This window comes from Streptomyces malaysiensis subsp. malaysiensis (assembly GCF_040653035.1).
In the GTDB taxonomy this organism is placed as follows: Bacteria; Actinomycetota; Actinomycetes; order Streptomycetales; family Streptomycetaceae; genus Streptomyces; species Streptomyces malaysiensis.
This window is the reverse complement of the sequence record NZ_JBEZNG010000006.1, coordinates 349,927-368,413: the sequence shown is the minus strand read 5'-3', so window position 1 is coordinate 368,413 and position 18,487 is coordinate 349,927. Positions and strand designations below refer to the sequence as shown.

Genomic DNA, 18,487 nt, shown 5'->3' with positions numbered 1-18,487 from the left:
CCGAAGGGGGAGGGACGGGCCTATCGCAGAGGGCGGTGGGTGGAACCCCTTGGAGGTGGTGACAATGGTCGGCTTCTTCAGGTCGTCCGTGAAAAAAGGAAAAAGGTGTCGCGGCAGTCTCGTGGAGCGCTTCGCGGTGTCCCTAGCGGCGCGAGCCGTCTGGGCGGCGATCGTTGAGGCCCTACGTCACGACTAAGCGGTTTCGGCCGCGAGTGGGGCGCCGGAGGTCTTTCCTTCGACCCTGGCGCCTCACTCATCTCCGCACACCACGATGTAATCGCGGCAAGGCGAGGAAGCTGCGAAGAAGCCGCGCGGAGGGCGTCAGACCCGGTCCAGGGGGCGGTGCGGTTCGGCCGGGAGCTCGGCCCTGATCGGATCGCCTGGGCGGACCGTGCCGCCCTCCTTCACGACGCTCATGATTCCGGCCTTGCGGACGATGTTTCCGGCCTCGTCGCGGCCGACGACCCGCTTCAGGAGGCCGTTCTGGAAGTGGTCGATTTGTAGGCAGGGGTTGCGGAGGCCGGTCACTTCCAGCACCGCGTCATCGCCGATGTGCAGCAGGGTGCCGACCGGTAGGCCGAGTAGGTCGATGCCGCGGGTGGTGATGTTCTCGCCGAGGTCACCGGGCAGAACCTTGAACCCCTCCGCGTCGACCTCGGTGAAGAGCTCTTCGTGGATGAGGTGGACTTGGCGCAGGTTCGGCTGGGTGGGGTCCTGGGCGACGCGTGAGCGGTGCTTGACCGTTACACCGGCGTGTACGTCCCCCTCGACACCGAGGCCGACGAGCAGGGTGATGCTGTCCCGGTTCGGCTTGGTGAACGAGTACTTGCCGTTGCTGCTGACTGCCGTGACTGTTCCACTCACCCTCGGTTCCCCCTTTTCATCGACCACAGTTGGTCCTGCCCTTCGCCGGGACCGGCTATTCGGCCTCCAGCCAGCCGTCGTACTCGTCCGCGAGCGCGTCGAGTGCCGCCGGGTCCAGTTCGCCGGTCGGGTCCTCGATCACCACCAGCCACTGGGCGTCCTCGGCGTCGTCCTCGCCCGCCAGGGCGTCCCGCACCAGCTGCGGCTCCTGGGCGGTGCCGAAGCGCTCGGGGAGAGCCCCGGCCACCTCCTCCGCCGCGTCGCGGTCGGGCAGGACCAGGATATGGCGGGCGCCGGTCAGCCCTTCGCCGGTCAGTCCTTCATCGATCACCGGAACATTGTCGGACATCCGGGCGGACGGGGCTGTCGGCGGTCCGTGGGATGCTGGACCGCGATGGCCAGGAAGACGACGACCGACGATCCGCTCGCCCCGGTGACCCTTGCCGTGGGCCAAGAGGAACTGCTGCTCGACCGCGCGGTGCAGCAGGTGGTGGCGGCCGCCCGCGCGGCCGACCCCGACACCGATGTGCGCGACCTCATGCCCGACGCGCTCCAGCCCGGCACCCTCGCCGAGCTGACCAGCCCCTCGCTCTTCGCGGAGCGCAAGGTCGTGGTGGTGCGCAACGCACAGGATCTGTCGGCCGACACGATCAAGGATGTGAAGGGCTATCTCGGCACCCCCGCCGAGGAGATCACCCTGGTGCTGCTGCACGCGGGCGGGGCCAAGGGCAAGGGGCTGCTCGACGCCGCCCGTAAGGCCGGGGCGCGCGAGGTCGCCTGCCCCAAGATGACCAAGCCCGCCGACCGACTGGCGTTTGTGCGGTCGGAGTTCCGTGCCACCGGCCGGTCCGCCACGCCCGAGGCATGCCAGTCCCTGGTCGACGCCATCGGCAGCGATCTGCGCGAGCTGGCCAGCGCTGTCTCCCAGCTTGTGGCCGATGTCGAGGGCACGATCGACGAGGCCGTCGTCGCCCGCTACTACACCGGCCGTGCCGAGGCGTCCAGCTTCACCGTGGCCGACCGCGCCGTCGAAGGCCGCGCGGCCGAGGCGCTGGAGGCGCTGCGCTGGGCCGTCTCCACCGGGGTGGCGCCGGTGCTGATCACCAGCGCCCTGGCTCAGGGCGTCCGCGCCATCGGCAAGCTGGCCTCCGCGCCGCGCGGCGCCCGTCCCGGCGATCTCGCCCGTGAGCTGGGCATGCCGCCGTGGAAGATCGACCGGGTGCGGCAGCAGATGCGGGGCTGGTCGGCGGACGGGGTGGCGGTCGCGCTGCGTGCCGTTGCCGAGGCCGATGCGGGGGTCAAGGGCGGCGGGGACGATCCGGAGTACGCCTTGGAGAAGGCGGTCGTCACGATTGCCCGCGCGGCGCGGGCGGGGCGTCGTTAGGCGCGATGCGCTGTGCGCTATGCGGTCCGCTGGATGTGCCCTGATCTGCCGTGGGTTGTCTGCGGTGGTGTTGTGGCTGGTCGCGCAGTTCCTCGCGCCCCTTTAGGGCACGTGTTGTTCCCCGCCCCGCCCCTTCCCGAACCGGGGCTGCGCCCCGGGCCCCGCTGGGGCTTCGCCCCCAGGCCCCGCTAGGGCCTCAGCCTCGGGCCCCGTTAGGGCTTCGCCCCGGGCGTTTCCAGGGCTCCCCGCCCAGCCCGGGCCCCGGGCCTTCGGCCGGGCTCCGGGCCTGGGACGGGCGCCGGGCTCCGGCCTCATGCCTGGGCCGGGCTTCATGCCTGGGCCGGGCTCCGGGCCGACGTGCGCCCGGGCCTCCGTGTATCCGGCTCTGTGTGTGTCCGGCCCCAGGCCCGTTCGGCCCGGGTGGTGGTTCGGGCTTGGGGTGGGGCGGTCCCGGTTTACCGCTTCATCTTTTCCAGCGTCGCCTTCGCGCTCTTCTTGAGCATGTCGGTGGCTTCCTCGGGCGTCTTGGCCGTGGCGCTGGCCGAGGACGACACATACTCCGACCAGGTCGACTGATACGTCATCCAGCCGTCCCGCACGGCGAGGATCACATAGGCGCCGGTGGAGCTGGTCCTGCCCTCCTGTTTCACCACATACGCCTCGTCGCCCAGCCCGCTGACCGGGCTCACCTGGTAGCTGTAACTGGAGGTCTTCTGGTCCTCGTAGGCGCGGTACTGGGCCTCGAACTCAGGGGCGGGGTCGGTCTTCTTGTGCAGCGACGCCGTGGTGTAGAGCCACACCGAGGAGTAGTCGCTGCTGCTCGCGGCGTTCGGCTCGAAGTCGATATTGCAGGTCATCGAGTCCAGCGCGGGGTTCTCGGAGCTGCTGTGCTGCGGGTTCGACGTCGACCCGGTGCCGTCCTTCTGCTGATAGCCGGAGTCCTTGAAGCTCTGGGTATCGGTCGGGGTGCACAGATTGGTCGTATAGCGGTAGCCCGCGAGATCGGCCTCCGCGGCGTCCCCGTCGAACCCTCCCGTGGCGAACAGCACCCCGGCCCAGACCGCCGAGGCGACCACGGCCCCGCCCAGCCCCCACAGCCAGCCCTTGCCACCGCCGCCACCGCTCCCGCCGCCGAAGCCAGTGGGCGGGGCACCTGGAGCCATGCCCATCGGCCCGTACCCGCCGCCCACGGGCACGGAAGGCATCGTCGGCTGGGCGTACGGATTGTGCTGGGGCTGCTGGGCCTGGGGCGGCAGCACCTGCCCATACGGGCCGGGCGGCGGGCTCTGCGGCGGGCTCTGCTGCGGTGGCTGAGGTGCCGCCTGAGGCGGCTGAGGCGGCTGGGGCGGCTGCGGCGGCCCGTACGGATTGGGTGTTTCCCCCGGTGTCGACATGACGTGAACATACCCGTATTCAGCGCGAAAGCCCCGCCCTGCCCTGGGGAAAGGGCAGGCACGGGGCCTTCGTGTCGATCGAGTGCGCCGCACCCGCGTGGCGAACGCAGGCCGCGTGCGGCGCGGTGCCGCTGAGGGAGCTGAAGAAGAGCTCTCGGCTGCCGGTTGGAGCGGGTGAGAGGGACCGCTGTGCCCAAATCGGCGGGGTGGGGCGGTGACGCCCCGGAAGGTGTCGGCCTTCGAGATCAGCCGTGCAGGTCGGTCTCGTAAGGTGCCGACCCTGGAGGTCAGCTCCTCCGGCGGGGGTCAGCCCTGGATGCTGGAGACCTGCTGGGCGAGCGCCGACTTCTTGTTGGCGGCGTTGTTCTTGTGCAGAACGCCCTTGCTGACGGCCTTGTCCAGCTTGCGCCCGGCGACGCGGGCGGCTTCGGTGGCCTTCTCGGCGTCACCGGCGGCCACGGCCTCGCGGGTGCGGCGGATGGCGGTCTTCAGCTCGGACTTGACCGCCTTGTTGCGCAGACGCGCCTTCTCGTTCGTCTTGTTCCGCTTGATCTGGGACTTGATGTTCGCCACGTAAAAAGCCTTCGCAGGTTCGATGGGTTTCGCTTGCTTCGTGTGCGTCCGTGCCCACGAGGACGTCCATGGGGATCACCTTCGAGATCACCCTGGAGGTGTCCGTGAAAGAGGGGGCACGAGACACAGTCGACCAGGCTACCAGCAGGGTCCATGGCGTCCCAAACCCGGAAGAGGTCGCCATTCATGGGACCATGGACGGGACTGACCCGATACCGATAACACCGAGTCCCGCCTAGACACAGGACCCTGCGTGCCCGCGACCCCTACCAATGTGCCGGAGCCGAGCCGTACCGACCCGGCTCTGATCCGAAACTTCTGCATCATCGCGCACATCGACCACGGCAAGTCGACGCTCGCCGACCGCATGCTCCAGCTGACCGGTGTGGTCGAGCAGCGGCAGATGCGCGCGCAGTATCTCGACCGCATGGACATCGAGCGCGAGCGCGGCATCACGATCAAGTCCCAGGCGGTCCGGCTGCCCTGGGCGCCGACGAAGGACGAGGGCGGCAAGCCGGCCACCCATATCCTCAACATGATCGACACCCCCGGCCACGTGGACTTCACCTATGAGGTCTCGCGCTCCCTCGCCGCCTGTGAGGGATGCATTCTGCTGGTCGACGCGGCCCAGGGCATCGAGGCGCAGACCCTCGCCAACCTCTATCTGGCGATGGAGAACGACCTCACGATCATCCCGGTCCTCAACAAGATCGACCTGCCCGCCGCCCAGCCCGAGAAGTACGCCGCCGAGCTGGCCCATCTCATCGGCTGCGACCCCTCCGATGTGCTCAAGGTCTCCGCCAAGACCGGCGAGGGCGTGGCCGAGCTGCTGGACCGGGTCGTCGACCTCGTCCCGGCCCCGGTGGGCGTCCATGACGCCCCCGCCCGCGCGATGATCTTCGACTCCGTCTATGACGCCTACCGGGGTGTCGTGACCTATGTGAAGGTCGTCGACGGCACGCTCGGCAAGCGCGAGCGGATCAAGATGATGTCCACCGGCGCCGCCCATGAGCTGCTGGAGATCGGCACCAACTCTCCGGAGATGACCCCCGCCGACGGGCTGTCCGTGGGCGAGGTGGGCTATCTGATCACCGGTGTGAAGGATGTCCGCCAGTCCAAGGTCGGCGACACGATCACCCAGTTCACCAAGGGCGCGCAGGAGGCGCTGGGCGGCTACAAGGACCCGAAGCCGATGGTGTTCTCGGGGCTGTATCCGCTGGACGGCTCGGACTACCCCGAGCTCCGCGAGGCCCTGGACAAGCTCCAGCTCAACGATGCCGCACTGGTCTACGAACCGGAGACCTCGGCCGCCCTCGGCTTCGGCTTCCGCGTCGGCTTCCTCGGTCTGCTGCACCTGGAGGTCATCCGTGAGCGCCTGGAGCGCGAATTCAATCTCGACCTGATCGCCACCGCACCGAATGTGGTCTACCGGGTGGAGATGGAGGACGGCAGCGAGCACACGGTGACCAACCCCAGCGAGTTCCCGGTGGGCAAGATCGACACGGTGCATGAGCCGGTCGTCCGGGGCACCATCCTGGCCCCGAGCGAGTTCATCGGCGCGATCATGGAGCTGTGCCAGAACCGCCGCGGGGTGCTGCTCGGCATGGACTACCTCTCCGAGGACCGGGTCGAGATCCGCTACACCCTGCCGCTGGCCGAGGTCGTCTTCGACTTCTTCGACCAGCTGAAGTCCAAGACCCGCGGCTACGCCTCGCTCGACTACGAGCCCACCGGTGAGCAGACCTCCGACCTGGTCAAGGTCGACATCCTGCTGCACGGCGACAAGGTGGACGCGTTCTCGGCGATCACCCACAAGGACAAGGCGTACGCGTACGGCGTCCGGCTGGTCGCCAAGCTGCGCGAGCTCATCCCGCGGCAGAACTTCGAGGTGCCCATCCAGGCGGCCATCGGCTCCCGGGTCATCGCCCGTGAGACGGTCCGTGCCATCCGTAAGGACGTCCTCGCCAAGTGCTACGGCGGTGACATCTCCCGTAAGCGGAAGCTGCTGGAGAAGCAGAAGGAGGGCAAGAAGCGGATGAAGATGGTCGGCAACGTGGAGGTCCCCCAGGAGGCGTTCATCGCGGTGCTGTCCTCCGACTCCGACGGCAAGGACTCCAAGGCGAAGAAGTAACGGACTCCGGGGCGAAGAAGGGCGAACCGTCCCCCGGGTGGGGGCGGAGCCCCGGGATCAGCCCGGGGAGAGTAGGGTCGGCGGGCCCGGCGTGCGGGATGCGCCGGGCCCGCCGCGCTCGGGGGAACCCCTTGGGCATCTCGTGAGGACAACGTGACGTGGGCCCCCTTACGCCGTAAGGATTCGGCCCCTACTCTGATCACCACTCGAAGGTTACTCGCGAGTCACCAAGCAATGAGGCGGGCCCCGGAGGATGCCGTGACCGACACACAGAACTTGCTCGAGAACCGGCCGCCGTCCTTGGCGACGCACTTCCTCCAGCGCGTCGAGGCGACACCGGACAAGGAGGCGTACCGCTATCCGGTGCCTCCCGCCTCGGGTACGGGCCCCGACGACTGGCGGCCGCTGACCTGGCGGGAAAGCGCGGATCGGGTCTTCGCCATCGCCGCCGGTCTGATCGATCTGGGCATCCGGCCCGAGGAGCGGGTGGCGCTGGCCTCCGCCACCCGCGTGGAGTGGATCCTGGCCGACCTCGGCGTGCTGTGCGCGGGCGCGGCCACCACCACGGTCTACCCGACCACCAACGCCGACGAGACCTCCTTCATCCTCTCCGACTCCGGCAGCCGGGTGCTGATCGCCGAGGACGCGGCGCAGCTCACCAAGGTGCGGGCGCAGCGCGATGAACTCCCCGAACTGGCCCATGTGGTGGTGATCCGGGCCGAGGACGCGGTCCCCGCCGAGGACGACCCCGAGGGCTGGGTGCTCTCGCTCGCCGAACTGGAGAAGCGCGGCACGGCCCTTCTGGAGAGCCGGCCGGATGTCGTACGGGAGCGGATGGACGCCCTGCGCGGCGATCAGCTCGCGACGCTCATCTACACGTCCGGTACCACCGGGCGCCCGAAGGGCGTACGCCTGGCGCATGACTCCTGGTCGTACATGGCCATTGTGATCGGCAATCAGGACGGGCTGCTCTACGCCGACGATGTGCAGTACCTGTGGCTGCCGCTCGCGCATGTCTTCGGCAAGGTGCTGACGGCTGGGCAGATCTACGTCGGCCACACCACGGCGGTGGACGGCCGGGTCGACAAGATCATCGACAATCTGCCGGTGGTCCGGCCGACCTATATGTGTGCCGTGCCGCGGATCTTCGAGAAGGTCTACAACGGAGTGGCCCAGCGGGCGCGCGAGGGCGGGGCGGCCCAGTACAAGATCTTCCAGTGGGCGGCCGAGGTCTCCCGGCAGTACGCCAGGACCTCTCAGGACAACTTCCGCCGTACCGGCACCGCCTCCGTGCCCTTCGGCCTCAGGGCCCAGCACGCGGTGGCCGACAAGCTGGTCTACGCCAAGCTGCGCGAGGCGTTCGGCGGCCGGCTGCGGGCCGCGGTGTCCGGCTCGGCCGCGCTCGCGCCCGACATCGGCTACTTCTTCGCGGGCGCCGGGATCAACATCCTTGAGGGCTATGGCCTGACCGAGTCCAGCGCCGCCAGCTTCCTCAACCCGGAGGACTACCGCACCGGCACGGTCGGCAAGGCGTTCCCCGGCCTGGAGGTGCGGTTCGCCGAGGACGGTGAGGTGCTGCTGCGCGGCCCCGGCATCATGCAGGGCTACCACGGGCTGCCGGAGCTGACCGCGCAGGTGCTGGAGTCCGACGGCTGGTTCCACACCGGGGACATCGGAGAGCTGTCCCCCGACGGCTATCTGCGGATCACCGACCGCAAGAAGGACCTGATCAAGACCTCGGGTGGCAAGTACGTCGCCCCGGCGGAGGTCGAGGGCCAGTTCAAGGCGGTGTGCCCGTTCGTCTCCAACATCCTGGTGCACGGCGCCGACCGCAACTACTGCACCGCGCTGATCGCCCTCGACGAGCCGACGATCATGAAGTGGGCGGCCGACCACGGACTCGCGGGCAAGTCCTACGCGGACGTCGTGGCCACCGATGAGGTGCGGGAGTTGATCGACGGCTATGTGCGGCGGCTCAACGAGGGGCTCCAGCGCTGGCAGACGATCAAGAAGTTCCGGCTGCTGCCGCGCGATCTCGACGTGGAGCACGGGGAGTTGACGCCCAGCCTGAAGCTCAAGCGGCCCGTGGTCGAGCGCGAGTACAAGGACCTGATCGAGGACATGTACGCGGGCGCGCGGGAGGTTTAACGAGCAAGGATACGACCCCGCGCCGGATTTCAGCTGGACCGGCCCGCCGGACACATGAATTTTCCCCTTATCGCGGTTCACTTGCGTAACCCGGTGCATATGAGGGCGGTCCGTCTGTCACCCTGTCGGTGCCGGATACGGTTACGGATACGGCGTTATGACGGAGCTTCTTCAGGAGCCGCACAGTGGGGACGTCATCTTCTGCCACTTCTGGTGGGTCGGTTGAGGACGGTGGGGTGGTTCTACCGGTCGGGGGTGGGGTCGGACCTGTCCGTACCAGCGCCTCGGCGCGCGTCAGCCTGCCCGGTACTCCGCTCGCGGCCTCGGCCGCGCGCCGGTTCGTCCGTGCCGCCCTCGCGGACTGGGCCGCGCTCGAGGTCCCGGCCGCCGACCGGATCACCGACCAGGTCGCGGACGAGGCCGTACTGCTGGTGAGCGAGCTGGTCACCAACGCGGTGGTGCACGCCGGCACCGCCGTCGAGGTGAGCTGTGCGCTGGATGTGTCCGACCGCGAGGGCGAACCGCCGTCCCTGGTGGTGGAGGTGACCGACCGCCATCCCGCCCGGGCGGTGCGCGGCGATCCGCCGGATCCGGACGAGCCGCCGGAGTTCGCCGGTGGCCATGGGCTGCGGCTGGTGGCCGAGATCGCCGAGTCGTGGGGGACGACATACCGGCGGGCGACGAAGTCGGTGTGGTTCCAGATGGCGGTGGCGCCCACGGGCCCGGCCGTCGCGGGGGCGGGCGCCAGGGGCTCCGCCTTCATGGACGCCGCGGTCGCGGTGGACGCGCCGGTGGGCGGGCCGGACGGCGGGTTCGGGGCGGGGGCCGTCGGCGAGGGCCTGGAAACCGTCCCCGAGGGTCTGGCCGCGTCCGACGGCTCGGGACCCGTTCATGAAGGCCGTAAGGAGGCCGTCGAGATCGTCGCGCCCGCGCCGGGCCGCGTCCCCGTCCGCCGCGACCCCGAGTGGATCCAGCGCGGTGCGCTCTCCTTCCTCGCCGAGGCGTCCGATCTGCTGGCCGGGCAGTTCGACGAGGACATGGTGACCTCGCTCGCCGGACAGCTGCTGGTGCCCCGGCTCGCCGACTGGTGCGCGATCTGGCTCGACTCCACGACCGGCCCGCCGCGGCTGGCCCGGGTCTGGCACGCCAGCGAGGGGCGCATCGAGGGCCTGCGGCAGGTGCTGGAGAAGGAGCCGCCCCAGGTGCCCCCCGCCCACCGCGGCAGCGCCGTGGAGTGGCCCTGGCCGGCCGACCCCGCCGCGTACGGGCCGGGCGGCGCGGCGCTGGCCTGCCGGCTGGTCGCGGGCGGCCGCACGCTCGGCACGCTGCTGCTGGGGCGGGCCGGGCTGGTGCGGATGCCGGCCGAAGTGGTCGGCCTCGTCGAGGACTTCAACCGCCGTGTGGCCCTGGCGCTCGCCTCGGCCCGCCGCTACACCCGGCAGGCGACCATCAGCCGGGTGCTCCAGCGCGGGCTGCTGCCGTCCGTCATCCCGCGGATCCCCGGTGTCGAGTCGGCGGTCGTGTACGAGCCGACCGGCGACATCTCGGCCGGGGGCGACTTCTACGACGTCTTCCCGGCCGGTGACGGCCGCTGGTGCTTCGTCCTGGGCGACGTCTGCGGGAACGGCCCGGAGGCGGCCGTGGTGACCGGCCTCGTCCGGCCCTGGCTGCGGCTGCTCGCCCGCGAGGGGTACGGCGTGGGGGAGGTCCTGGACCGGCTCAACCAGCTGCTGGGCGAGGAGGCGGTGGAGCAGGCCGTCGAGGGCGCCGCGGAGGCCGTGGTGGCCGGTATGGAGGCCGCGGAAGGCGTCGGGGTCGTGGAGCTGGTGGACGGCGGTCTGATCGGAGGGGCGGGGCTCCCGGCGGGCGGCGGGGTCGCGCGGTTCCTGTCACTGCTGTACGGGGAGCTGGAGCCGCTGGGCGATGGCCAGGGGGTGCGCTGCACACTGGCCAGCGCGGGGCATCCGCTGCCGCTGGTGCTGCGGCCGGACGGCGAGGTGCGGACCGTCGCGGAGCCGCAGATATTGCTGGGCGTCGTGGACGATGTGACGTACGAGTGTGAATCGTTCGATCTTGCGTCCGGGGAAACGCTGCTGTGTGTGACGGACGGGGTGACGGAGCACCGGTCCGGTGACCGGCAGTTCGACGACGAGGACGGCCTGGCGGCGGCGTTCGCGCTGTGCGCGGGGCTGAGCGCGCGGCAGGTCGCGGAGCGGGTGCGGCGGGCGGTGGACGAGTTCGCGGCGGAGCCGCCGGACGACGACCTGGCGATGCTGGTCCTGAAGGTGCTCTAGGGACCGCTGGGCCGGGGCGTGCGGGGCCCCGCACGCCCCGCACGGGCCCAGCCTGGCGACGATTACCTCATGGTCCCGGGCTGTCCGGCTCGTGGCGGACAATGGGGGCATGCCTTCCGTACTGCCTGATGGTGAGCCCATGCCCGAGGACGGCGCACTGCCCGCGACCGCTTTGGCGGGGGCGGAGCGGCGGCCGCTGGGCTTCTATCTGCATGTGCCGTACTGCGCCACCCGCTGCGGCTACTGCGACTTCAACACCTACACCGCCAGTGAGCTGCGCGGTTCCGGCGGTGTGCTCGCCTCGCGGGACAACTACGCCGAGCAGGTCGTGGAGGAGGTCCGGCTGGCGCGGAAGGTGCTCGGGGACGACCCGCGGACCGTGGAGACCGTGTTCGTCGGCGGCGGCACCCCGACCCTGCTCGCCGCGGCGGACCTCGGGCGGATGCTCGGGGCGATCCGGGACGAGTTCGGGCTGGCCGAGGGGGTCGAGGTCACGACCGAGGCGAATCCGGAGTCGGTCGATCCGCGGTATCTGGAGGAGCTGCGGGAGGCGGGGTTCAACCGGATCTCCTTCGGCATGCAGAGCGCCCGGCAGCACGTCCTGAAGGTGCTGGACCGTACGCACACCCCGGGGCGGCCGGAGGCGTGTGTGGCCGAGGCGCGGGCGGCCGGATTCGACCATGTGAACCTGGACCTGATCTACGGGACGCCGGGGGAGAGCGACGCGGACTGGCGGGCCTCCCTGGAGGCGGCGCTCGGTGCCGGGCCGGACCATGTGTCGGCGTATGCGCTGATCGTGGAGGAGGGCACCCAGCTGGCGCGGCGGATCCGGCGCGGCGAGGTCCCGATGACCGACGACGACGTGCACGCGGACCGCTATCTGATCGCCGAGGAGACCCTGTCGGCGGCCGGGTTCGCCTGGTACGAGGTCTCCAACTGGGCCACCACGCCCGCCGGGCGCTGCCGCCACAACGAGCTGTACTGGCGCGGCGCCGACTGGTGGGGCGCCGGCCCCGGCGCGCACAGCCATGTGGGCGGTGTGCGGTGGTGGAACGTGAAGCACCCCGGGGCGTACGCACAGGCCCTGGGCGAGGGCAGGTCGCCCGGCGCGGGCCGGGAGCTGCTGTCGGCCGAGGAGCGCCGGGTGGAGCGGATCCTGCTGGAGCTGCGGCTGGCCGAGGGATGCCCGCTGGAGCTGCTGCGCCCGGCCGGGGCGGCGGCCGCGGCACGGGCGCTGGAGGACGGCCTGCTGGAGCCGGAGCCGTACGGGCGCGGGCTCGCCGTGCTCACGCTGCGGGGGCGGCTGCTGGCGGACGCCGTGGTGCGCGACCTGGTGGACTGAGCCGGGAGCCGGGAGCCGGGAGCCGGGAGCCGGGAGCCCTGCTCGGCTCTGCTCAGCCCTACGGAGGCGTCAGCCCCGCTCGACCCTCCCGGACCCCCGTCAGCCTTGCGGGGCCGTCACGAAGTCGATCAGCTCCTCGACCTTCCCCAAGAGCTCCGGCTGGAGGTCCTTGTAGGAGTGGACCGAGGACAGGATCCGCTGCCAGGCGGCCCCGGTGTTCTCCGGCCAGCCCAGGGCGCGGCAGACGCCCTTCTTCCAGTCCTGGCCGTGCGGCACCTTCGGCCAGGCCGGGATGGAGAGGGAGGACGGCTTCACGGCCTCCCAGATGTCGATGTAGGGGTGGCCGAGGACCAGCACATGCTCGTCGGTCACCTGCGCGGCGATACGGGACTCCTTGGAGCCCGCCACCAGATGGTCGACCAGGACGCCGAGGCGGGCGTCCGGGCCGGGGGAGAAGTCCTCGACGATGGCGGGCAGGTCGTCCACGCCCTCCAGGTACTCCACGACGACGCCCTCGATGCGCAGATCGTCGCCCCAGACCCGCTCCACCAGCTCCGCGTCATGGCGTCCCTCGACGTAGATGCGCCCCGCGCGGGCGACCCTGGCGCGCGCTCCCGGAACCGCGATCGACCCCGAGGCCGTCCGCCGGGGCGCGCTGGGGGCCGCCGCGCGCGGGCGTACGAGGGTGACGACACGCCCCTCGAGCAGGAAACCGCGCGGCTCCATGGGGAAGACACGATGTTTGCCGAAGCGGTCCTCCAGAGTGACCGTCGGGCCCTGGGCGGTCTTCTCGCAGCGGATCACGGCACCGCAGAACCCGGTGCTGACCTCCTCCACCACGAGGTCCGGTTCGGCGGGAACCTCGGGGGCGGGCCGCTGCCGCTTCCAGGGCGGGGTCAGATCCGGGTCGTACTGTCGCATCCGGGTGACGATAGCGCGCGACGACCGCCCGCTCCCGTAGGCGGACAACTAGCGGACAACTAGGCGGACTACTAGGCGAACGGCTAGATTCGATGTGCGGCTCCGCCGCGGCGGTGTCGATATGCGGCTCCGCCGCGTGGGCGACCAGCCACGACGGCGCCGCAGTCGGCCGACGACGCATCGCGACACTTCCAGCGGAGCGCCTATCCGGACACGCCGAAGCGGGCCGCCAGCTCATCGCGTTGGGCCCGTACGAACGCGGCGTCCACGACCGAGCCGTGCCCCGGGACGTACACCGCGTCCGCGCCGCCGAGGGCGAGCAGCCGGTCGAGGGCGGCGGGCCAGTGGCCGGGGATGGCGTCGGGCCCGGCCTGGGGCGGGCCGGACTCCTCCACCAGGTCGCCGCAGAAGACCACCTCGGGTCGGCCGGGCACCAGAACGGCCAGGTCATGGGCGGTGTGGCCGGGGCCGACATTGGCCAGCAGCACCGGCCGGCCGCCCAGGTCGAGGGTGAGCTCCCCGGAGACCAGGTGATGCGGGCGGACCAGGTGGTCCACGGCCTCGGTGGCGGCGTCCCGGTCCACCCCGTGGCGGATCGCGTCCTCGCGCAGCGTCTCCCGCTCACGGCGCAGCAGCTCGTCCAGGCCCGTGGCCCCGTACACCTCGCAGCCCGCGAAGGCGGCCGAGCCCAGGACGTGGTCGAAGTGCGGATGGGTGAGCGCGATCCGGGTGGGGCGGCGGCCGGTCAGCCGGGTGATCAGGGAGCGCAGCTCGGCCCCGGCGCGCAGGGTCGCGCCGGTGTCCACGACGAGGATGTCGGTGCGGCCGACGACCACGCCGACCGTCTCGTCCCACTCCGGCATCCGACGGCGGGCCACACCGGGGGCGAGCCGCTCCCAGCCTGCCTCTTCCCAACACGTCTCCATACCGCGACGCTAGCTCAACGGGGATGGAGGAGAGTTGCTGCCAGCGGCGGCTCTTGCCCATGCCACCGCACCCCGCCGTACACTGGCGGAGGGGCTCTGGCACTCGTGCCCGGTGAGTGCCAGACGGACGACCTGATGAGACCGCTGGACTGGAGGTGCGCGGGGTGCTCAGCGAACGCAGACTCGAAGTGCTGCGTGCCATTGTCCAGGACTACGTGGGGACGGAGGAGCCGGTCGGTTCCAAGGCGCTCACCGAGCGGCACCGGCTGGGGGTCTCCCCGGCCACGGTGCGTAACGACATGGCCGCTCTGGAGGACGAGGGTTTCATCGCCCAGCCGCATACGAGCGCCGGGCGGATCCCCACGGACAAGGGCTACCGCCTCTTCGTGGACAGGCTGGCCGGGGTCAAGCCGCTGTCCAGCCCGGAGCGGCGGGCCATCCAGAACTTCCTGGACGGCGCGGTCGACCTCGACGATGTGGTGGGCCGCACGGTCCGGCTGCTGGCGCAGCTGACCCGGCAGGTGGCGGTGGTGCAGTATCCGTCGCTGACCCGCTCGACGGTGCGCCATGTGGAGCTGCTGCCGCTGGCCACGGCCCGGGTGATGCTGGTGTTGATCACGGACACCGGCCGGGTCGAGCAGCGCATGGTGGACTGCCCCGCCCCGGTCTCCGAGGATTCGCTGGCCGATCTGCGCGCCCGGCTCAACAGCCGGGTCGTGGGGCGGCGTTTCGCGGATGTGCCGCAGTTGGTGCAGGATCTTCCGGAGTCCTTCGAACAGGAGGACCGGGGGACCGTCTCGATCGTACTGTCAACATTGCTCGAAACGCTGGTGGAGGAGACCGAGGAGCGGCTGATGATCGGCGGCACCGCGAACCTCACGCGTTTCGTGCATGATTTTCCCCTGACGATCCGGCCCGTTCTGGAGGCACTCGAAGAGCATGTCGTCCTCCTCAAGCTGCTGGGCGAGGCCAAGGACTCGGGTATGACCGTGCGCATCGGGCATGAGAATGCTCACGAGGGGCTCAACGCCACCTCGGTCGTCGCGGTCGGCTACGGTTCCGGCGACGAGGCGGTCGCCAAACTCGGCGTGGTCGGACCGACCCGCATGGACTACCCCGGAACGATGGGAGCGGTACGCGCAGTGGCACGTTACGTCGGACAGATCCTGGCGGAGTCGTAAGTGGCGACGGACTACTACGCAGTCCTGGGCGTGCCGCGTGATGCCTCGCAGGACCAGATCAAGAAGGCATTCCGCCGGCTCGCACGCGAGCTGCATCCGGATGTGAACCCGGATCCGAAGACCCAAGAGCGGTTCAAGGAGATCAACGCCGCTTATGAGGTCCTGTCGGATCCGCAGAAGAAGCAGGTCTACGACCTGGGCGGGGACCCGATGTCGGGGGCGGGCGGCGGTGGCGCCGGCGGCTTCGGCGGCGCCGGCTTCGGAAACTTCTCCGACATCATGGACGCCTTCTTCGGCACCGCCTCGCAGCGCGGCCCACGCTCCAGGACCCGGCGCGGTCAGGACGCGATGATCCGGCTGGACGTGGAGCTCAACGAGGCCGCGTTCGGCACCACCAAGGACATCCAGGTCGACACCGCGGTCGTCTGCACGACGTGCAGCGGCGAGGGCGCGGCGCCGGGCACCTCGGCGCAGACCTGCGACATGTGCCGTGGCCGCGGTGAGGTCTCGCAGGTGACGCGGTCCTTCCTGGGCCAGGTCATGACCTCGCGGCCGTGCCCGCAGTGCCAGGGCTTCGGCACCGTGGTGCCGACCCCGTGCCCGGAGTGCGCGGGCGACGGCCGGGTCCGCTCGCGGCGCACCCTGACGGTGAAGATCCCCGCCGGTGTGGACAACGGCACCAGGATCCAGCTGGCCGGTGAGGGCGAGGTCGGACCGGGCGGCGGCCCGGCGGGCGATCTGTATGTGGAGATCCACGAGGTCCCGCATCCGGTCTTCCAGCGGCGCGGCGACGATATGCACTGCACGGTGACCATCCCGATGACGGCGGCGTCGCTGGGCACCAAGGTGCCGCTGGAGACGCTGGACGGCCTGGACGAGGTCGACATCCGGCCCGGCACCCAGTCCGGCCAGTCGATCCCGCTGCACCAGCGCGGCATCACCCATCTGCGGGGCGGCGGCCGGGGCGATCTGATCGTGCATGTCGAGGTGACCACCCCGACCAAGCTGGACCCGGAGCAGGAGGAGCTGCTGCGGCGGCTGTCCAAGCTGCGCGGCGAGGAGCGCCCGACCGGCGAATTCAAGCCGGGGCAGCAGGGGCTGTTCTCGCGGCTGAAGGACGCGTTCAACGGGCGGTAGGCGCCCCGGCCGGGGGTACGGGGGTTGCCCCCGGGGGATGCGGCAAGCCGGGGCAGCAAGGGCTGTTCTCGCGGCTGAAGGACGCGTTCAACGGGCGGTAGGCGCTCCGGCCGGGGGTACGGGGGTTGCCCCCGGGGGATGCGGCAAGCCGGGGCAGCAGGGGCTGTTCTCGCGCTTGAAGGACGCGTTCAACGGGCGGTAGGCGCCCCGGGCCGGGATCGGCCCGTGGTGGGGCCGCCGAGGGTCCCGTGACGCCCCTGATCCGGTGGTGAGCCCGTGCGGAGGGCATGACACGATGTGGCCATGTCCTCCGCGCTGACCGATCTCCACCGGTACCCGATCGTGCAGGCGCCGATGGCGGGTGGAGCCTCCTGCCCGCAGCTCGCCGCCACCGTCTCCGAGGCCGGTGGTCTCGGATTCCTCGCCGCCGGCTACAAGACGCCGGAGGCGATGTATGAGGAGATCAAACAGCTGCGGGGGCTGACCGACCGGCCCTTCGGCATCAATCTGTTCATGCCGCAGCCGCCCAACCCCGACCCGGCCGCCGTCGCGGCCTACGGCGAGCGGCTCGTGGGCGAGGCGGCCTGGTACGAGACCTTGCTCGGCGACCCGGACTCGGGCTCCGACGACGCGTACGACGCCAAGCTCGCGGTGCTCCTCGACAACCCGGTACCGGTCGTCTCGTTCACCTTCGGCTGCCCGACCCGCGCGGTCCTAGACGCCCTCGCCAAGGTCGGCACCCGCACCGTCGTGACCGTGACCTCGCCCGTCGAGGCGCAGACCGCCCAGTGGGCGGGCGCCGACGCCGTCTGTGTGCAGGGCGTGGAGGCCGGCGGCCACCAGGGCACGTACAGCAATGACCCGGCGGCCGACGGGATGGGCGTCGGGCTCGGTCTGCTGTCGCTGATCACGCTGGTCCGTGAGTACGTCCAGATCCCGATCATCGCGGCGGGCGGCATGATGCGCGGTTCGCAGATCGCCGCCGCGCTGGCCGCGGGCGCGGTCGCGGCCCAGCTGGGGACGGCGTTCCTGGTGTGCCCCGAGTCCGGGGCGAACGCGCTGCACAAGCAGGCGATGACGGATCCGCTGTTCGGCCGGACCGAGCTGACCCGCGCCTTCTCCGGCCGTCCGGCCCGGGGCCTGGTCAACCGCTTCATGCGCGAGCACGGCCCGTACGCGCCCGCCGCCTACCCCCAGCTGCACCACATGACCTCCGGCCTCCGTAAGGCGGCCGCCAAGGCGGGCGACCCCCAGGGGATGGCGCTGTGGGCCGGGCAGGGGCACCGGCTGGCGCGTGAGCTGCCCGCCGCGCGGCTTGTGGAGACGCTCGCGGTCGAACTCGACGCGGCGCGGGGCGCGTTGGGCTTTCAGCCCCAGCGGGGTGCGGTGTCGTGAGCGCCCCGGTGTTCGTGGCCGACTCCCTGGCGGGGGCGGTCGCGGGAGCCCGGGTCTGGCTGGAGGGTCCGGAGGGGCGCCACGCGGTGTCCGTAAGGCGGCTGCGCGTCGGTGAGCCGGTGGTGCTGACGGACGGTCACGGCACGGGCGTCCAGGGCATCGTGACGGCCGTGGAGGGCAAGGACCGGCTCCAGGTCGCGGTGGACGAGGTGCGCCAGGAGACGGCCCCGGAGCCGAGGATCACCGTCGTCCAGGCGCTGCCCAAGGGCGACCGGGGCGAGCTGGCGGTGGAGACCATGACGGAGACCGGCGTGGACGCCGTCGTCCCGTGGTCGGCCGCCCGCTGCATCACCCAGTGGAAGGGCGAGCGCGGGCTCAAGGCGCTCGGCAAGTGGCGGTCCACCGCGCGCGAGGCGGGCAAGCAGTCCCGTCGGCTGACCTTCCCCGAGGTCATGGACGCGATGACGACCCGGCAGGTGGCCCGGCTGCTCGCGGAGGCCGCGTTCGCGGCCGTGCTCCATGAGGAGGGCGCCGAACCGCTCGCGACGGCCCAACTGCCCGCGAGTGGCGACATCGTGTTGGTCGTCGGACCCGAAGGGGGCGTCTCCCCGGAGGAGTTGGCGGCCTTCGCCGAGGCGGGCGCGCGGCCGTACCGGCTGGGCCCGAGCGTGCTGCGCACCTCCACGGCCGGAACGGCGGCCGCCGCGCTGCTGCTCGGCCGCACCGGCCGCTGGGGATGAGAAGGCCCTCCGCGGCCTCTGGCGCGCCCTCCACGACCTCTGGAGCGCCCGCCCCTC

15 protein-coding genes are annotated in these 18,487 nt (G+C 71.1%); 9 read left to right on the top strand and 6 right to left on the bottom strand.

From position 1 onward, the window contains the following. Positions 1–321: 321 nt before the first annotated feature. A complete protein-coding gene (locus tag AB0E24_RS16030; protein ID WP_359377517.1) occupies positions 322–864 on the bottom strand; it encodes an MOSC domain-containing protein in 543 nt (180 codons plus the stop codon). 55 nt (positions 865–919) lie between these two features. Then, the gene (locus AB0E24_RS16025; protein ID WP_069865908.1) at positions 920–1,213 is read right to left on the bottom strand and encodes a hypothetical protein; all 294 of its coding nucleotides are present in this window, start codon (positions 1,211–1,213) and stop codon (positions 920–922) included. Between the two features lie 45 nt (positions 1,214–1,258). On the opposite strand from AB0E24_RS16025, the gene holA reads away from it, so the two are divergent. Continuing rightward, positions 1,259–2,248: a DNA polymerase III subunit delta gene (gene holA / locus AB0E24_RS16020; RefSeq protein ID WP_093706172.1), complete on the top strand. Its 990-nt coding sequence runs from the start codon at positions 1,259–1,261 to the stop codon at positions 2,246–2,248. A gap of 455 nt (positions 2,249–2,703) precedes the next feature. On the opposite strand, the gene AB0E24_RS16015 is transcribed toward holA, so the two are convergent. Both AB0E24_RS16015 and rpsT read right to left on the bottom strand, forming a co-directional pair. Beyond that, positions 2,704–3,642 (bottom strand): hypothetical protein, encoded by a 939-nt coding sequence (locus AB0E24_RS16015; RefSeq protein WP_359377515.1) that lies wholly within the window; start codon positions 3,640–3,642, stop codon positions 2,704–2,706. A 306-nt stretch (positions 3,643–3,948) separates the two neighbouring features. Beyond that, positions 3,949–4,215 (bottom strand): 30S ribosomal protein S20, encoded by a 267-nt coding sequence (gene rpsT, locus AB0E24_RS16010; RefSeq protein ID WP_069865912.1) that lies wholly within the window; start codon positions 4,213–4,215, stop codon positions 3,949–3,951. A gap of 253 nt (positions 4,216–4,468) precedes the next feature. Here rpsT and lepA point away from each other — a divergent pair, with 253 nt between their 5' ends. From lepA to hemW, 4 genes are all read left to right on the top strand, one after another. Then, positions 4,469–6,346, top strand: a complete 1,878-nt coding sequence (gene lepA / locus AB0E24_RS16005) for a translation elongation factor 4 (protein WP_069865914.1) — start codon at positions 4,469–4,471, stop codon at positions 6,344–6,346. Positions 6,347–6,604: 258 nt separating this feature from the next. After that, positions 6,605–8,494: an AMP-dependent synthetase/ligase gene (locus tag AB0E24_RS16000; RefSeq protein ID WP_079257606.1), complete on the top strand. Its 1,890-nt coding sequence runs from the start codon at positions 6,605–6,607 to the stop codon at positions 8,492–8,494. A 236-nt stretch (positions 8,495–8,730) separates the two neighbouring features. After that, positions 8,731–10,788 (top strand): SpoIIE family protein phosphatase, encoded by a 2,058-nt coding sequence (locus AB0E24_RS15995; protein WP_359377512.1) that lies wholly within the window; start codon positions 8,731–8,733, stop codon positions 10,786–10,788. Between the two features lie 109 nt (positions 10,789–10,897). Further along, entirely contained in the window at positions 10,898–12,130 is a 1,233-nt protein-coding gene (hemW, locus tag AB0E24_RS15990) for a radical SAM family heme chaperone HemW (protein WP_359377509.1), read from the top strand. Between the two features lie 99 nt (positions 12,131–12,229). Here hemW and AB0E24_RS15985 read toward each other — a convergent pair whose 3' ends face one another. Both AB0E24_RS15985 and AB0E24_RS15980 read right to left on the bottom strand, forming a co-directional pair. Continuing rightward, the gene (locus AB0E24_RS15985) at positions 12,230–13,051 is read right to left on the bottom strand and encodes a DUF3097 domain-containing protein (protein WP_359377506.1); all 822 of its coding nucleotides are present in this window, start codon (positions 13,049–13,051) and stop codon (positions 12,230–12,232) included. A gap of 203 nt (positions 13,052–13,254) precedes the next feature. Then, positions 13,255–13,977: an MBL fold metallo-hydrolase gene (locus AB0E24_RS15980; RefSeq protein ID WP_069865923.1), complete on the bottom strand. Its 723-nt coding sequence runs from the start codon at positions 13,975–13,977 to the stop codon at positions 13,255–13,257. Between the two features lie 164 nt (positions 13,978–14,141). Here AB0E24_RS15980 and hrcA point away from each other — a divergent pair, with 164 nt between their 5' ends. The 4 genes from hrcA to AB0E24_RS15960 all read left to right on the top strand — a co-directional run bounded on the left by hrcA (position 14,142) and on the right by AB0E24_RS15960 (position 18,430). Then, positions 14,142–15,158 carry a heat-inducible transcriptional repressor HrcA gene (gene hrcA, locus AB0E24_RS15975; protein WP_069865925.1) on the top strand — a complete coding sequence of 339 codons (1,017 nt, stop codon included), beginning with the start codon at positions 14,142–14,144 and terminating at the stop codon, positions 15,156–15,158. Continuing rightward, a complete protein-coding gene (gene dnaJ / locus AB0E24_RS15970) occupies positions 15,159–16,295 on the top strand; it encodes a molecular chaperone DnaJ (RefSeq protein ID WP_069865927.1) in 1,137 nt (378 codons plus the stop codon). It begins immediately after the preceding gene. Between the two features lie 303 nt (positions 16,296–16,598). Continuing rightward, positions 16,599–17,690 (top strand): nitronate monooxygenase, encoded by a 1,092-nt coding sequence (locus AB0E24_RS15965; protein ID WP_069865929.1) that lies wholly within the window; start codon positions 16,599–16,601, stop codon positions 17,688–17,690. After that, the gene (locus AB0E24_RS15960) at positions 17,687–18,430 is read left to right on the top strand and encodes a 16S rRNA (uracil(1498)-N(3))-methyltransferase (protein ID WP_359377503.1); all 744 of its coding nucleotides are present in this window, start codon (positions 17,687–17,689) and stop codon (positions 18,428–18,430) included. The genes AB0E24_RS15965 and AB0E24_RS15960 overlap by 4 nt, the downstream gene beginning before the upstream one ends. Positions 18,431–18,487: the final 57 nt, after the last annotated feature.

Coding starts and splice junctions, on each gene's coding strand:
- AB0E24_RS16015 (WP_359377515.1), bottom strand. CDS start 3,642: ATGTCGACACCGGGGGAAACACCCAATCCGTACGGGCCGCCGCAGCCG.
- AB0E24_RS15985 (WP_359377506.1), bottom strand. CDS start 13,051: ATGCGACAGTACGACCCGGATCTGACCCCGCCCTGGAAGCGGCAGCGG.
- AB0E24_RS15965 (WP_069865929.1), top strand. CDS start 16,599: ATGTCCTCCGCGCTGACCGATCTCCACCGGTACCCGATCGTGCAGGCG.
- AB0E24_RS15980 (WP_069865923.1), bottom strand. CDS start 13,977: ATGGAGACGTGTTGGGAAGAGGCAGGCTGGGAGCGGCTCGCCCCCGGT.
- holA (WP_093706172.1), top strand. CDS start 1,259: ATGGCCAGGAAGACGACGACCGACGATCCGCTCGCCCCGGTGACCCTT.
- AB0E24_RS16025 (WP_069865908.1), bottom strand. CDS start 1,213: ATGTCCGACAATGTTCCGGTGATCGATGAAGGACTGACCGGCGAAGGG.
- hemW (WP_359377509.1), top strand. CDS start 10,898: ATGCCTTCCGTACTGCCTGATGGTGAGCCCATGCCCGAGGACGGCGCA.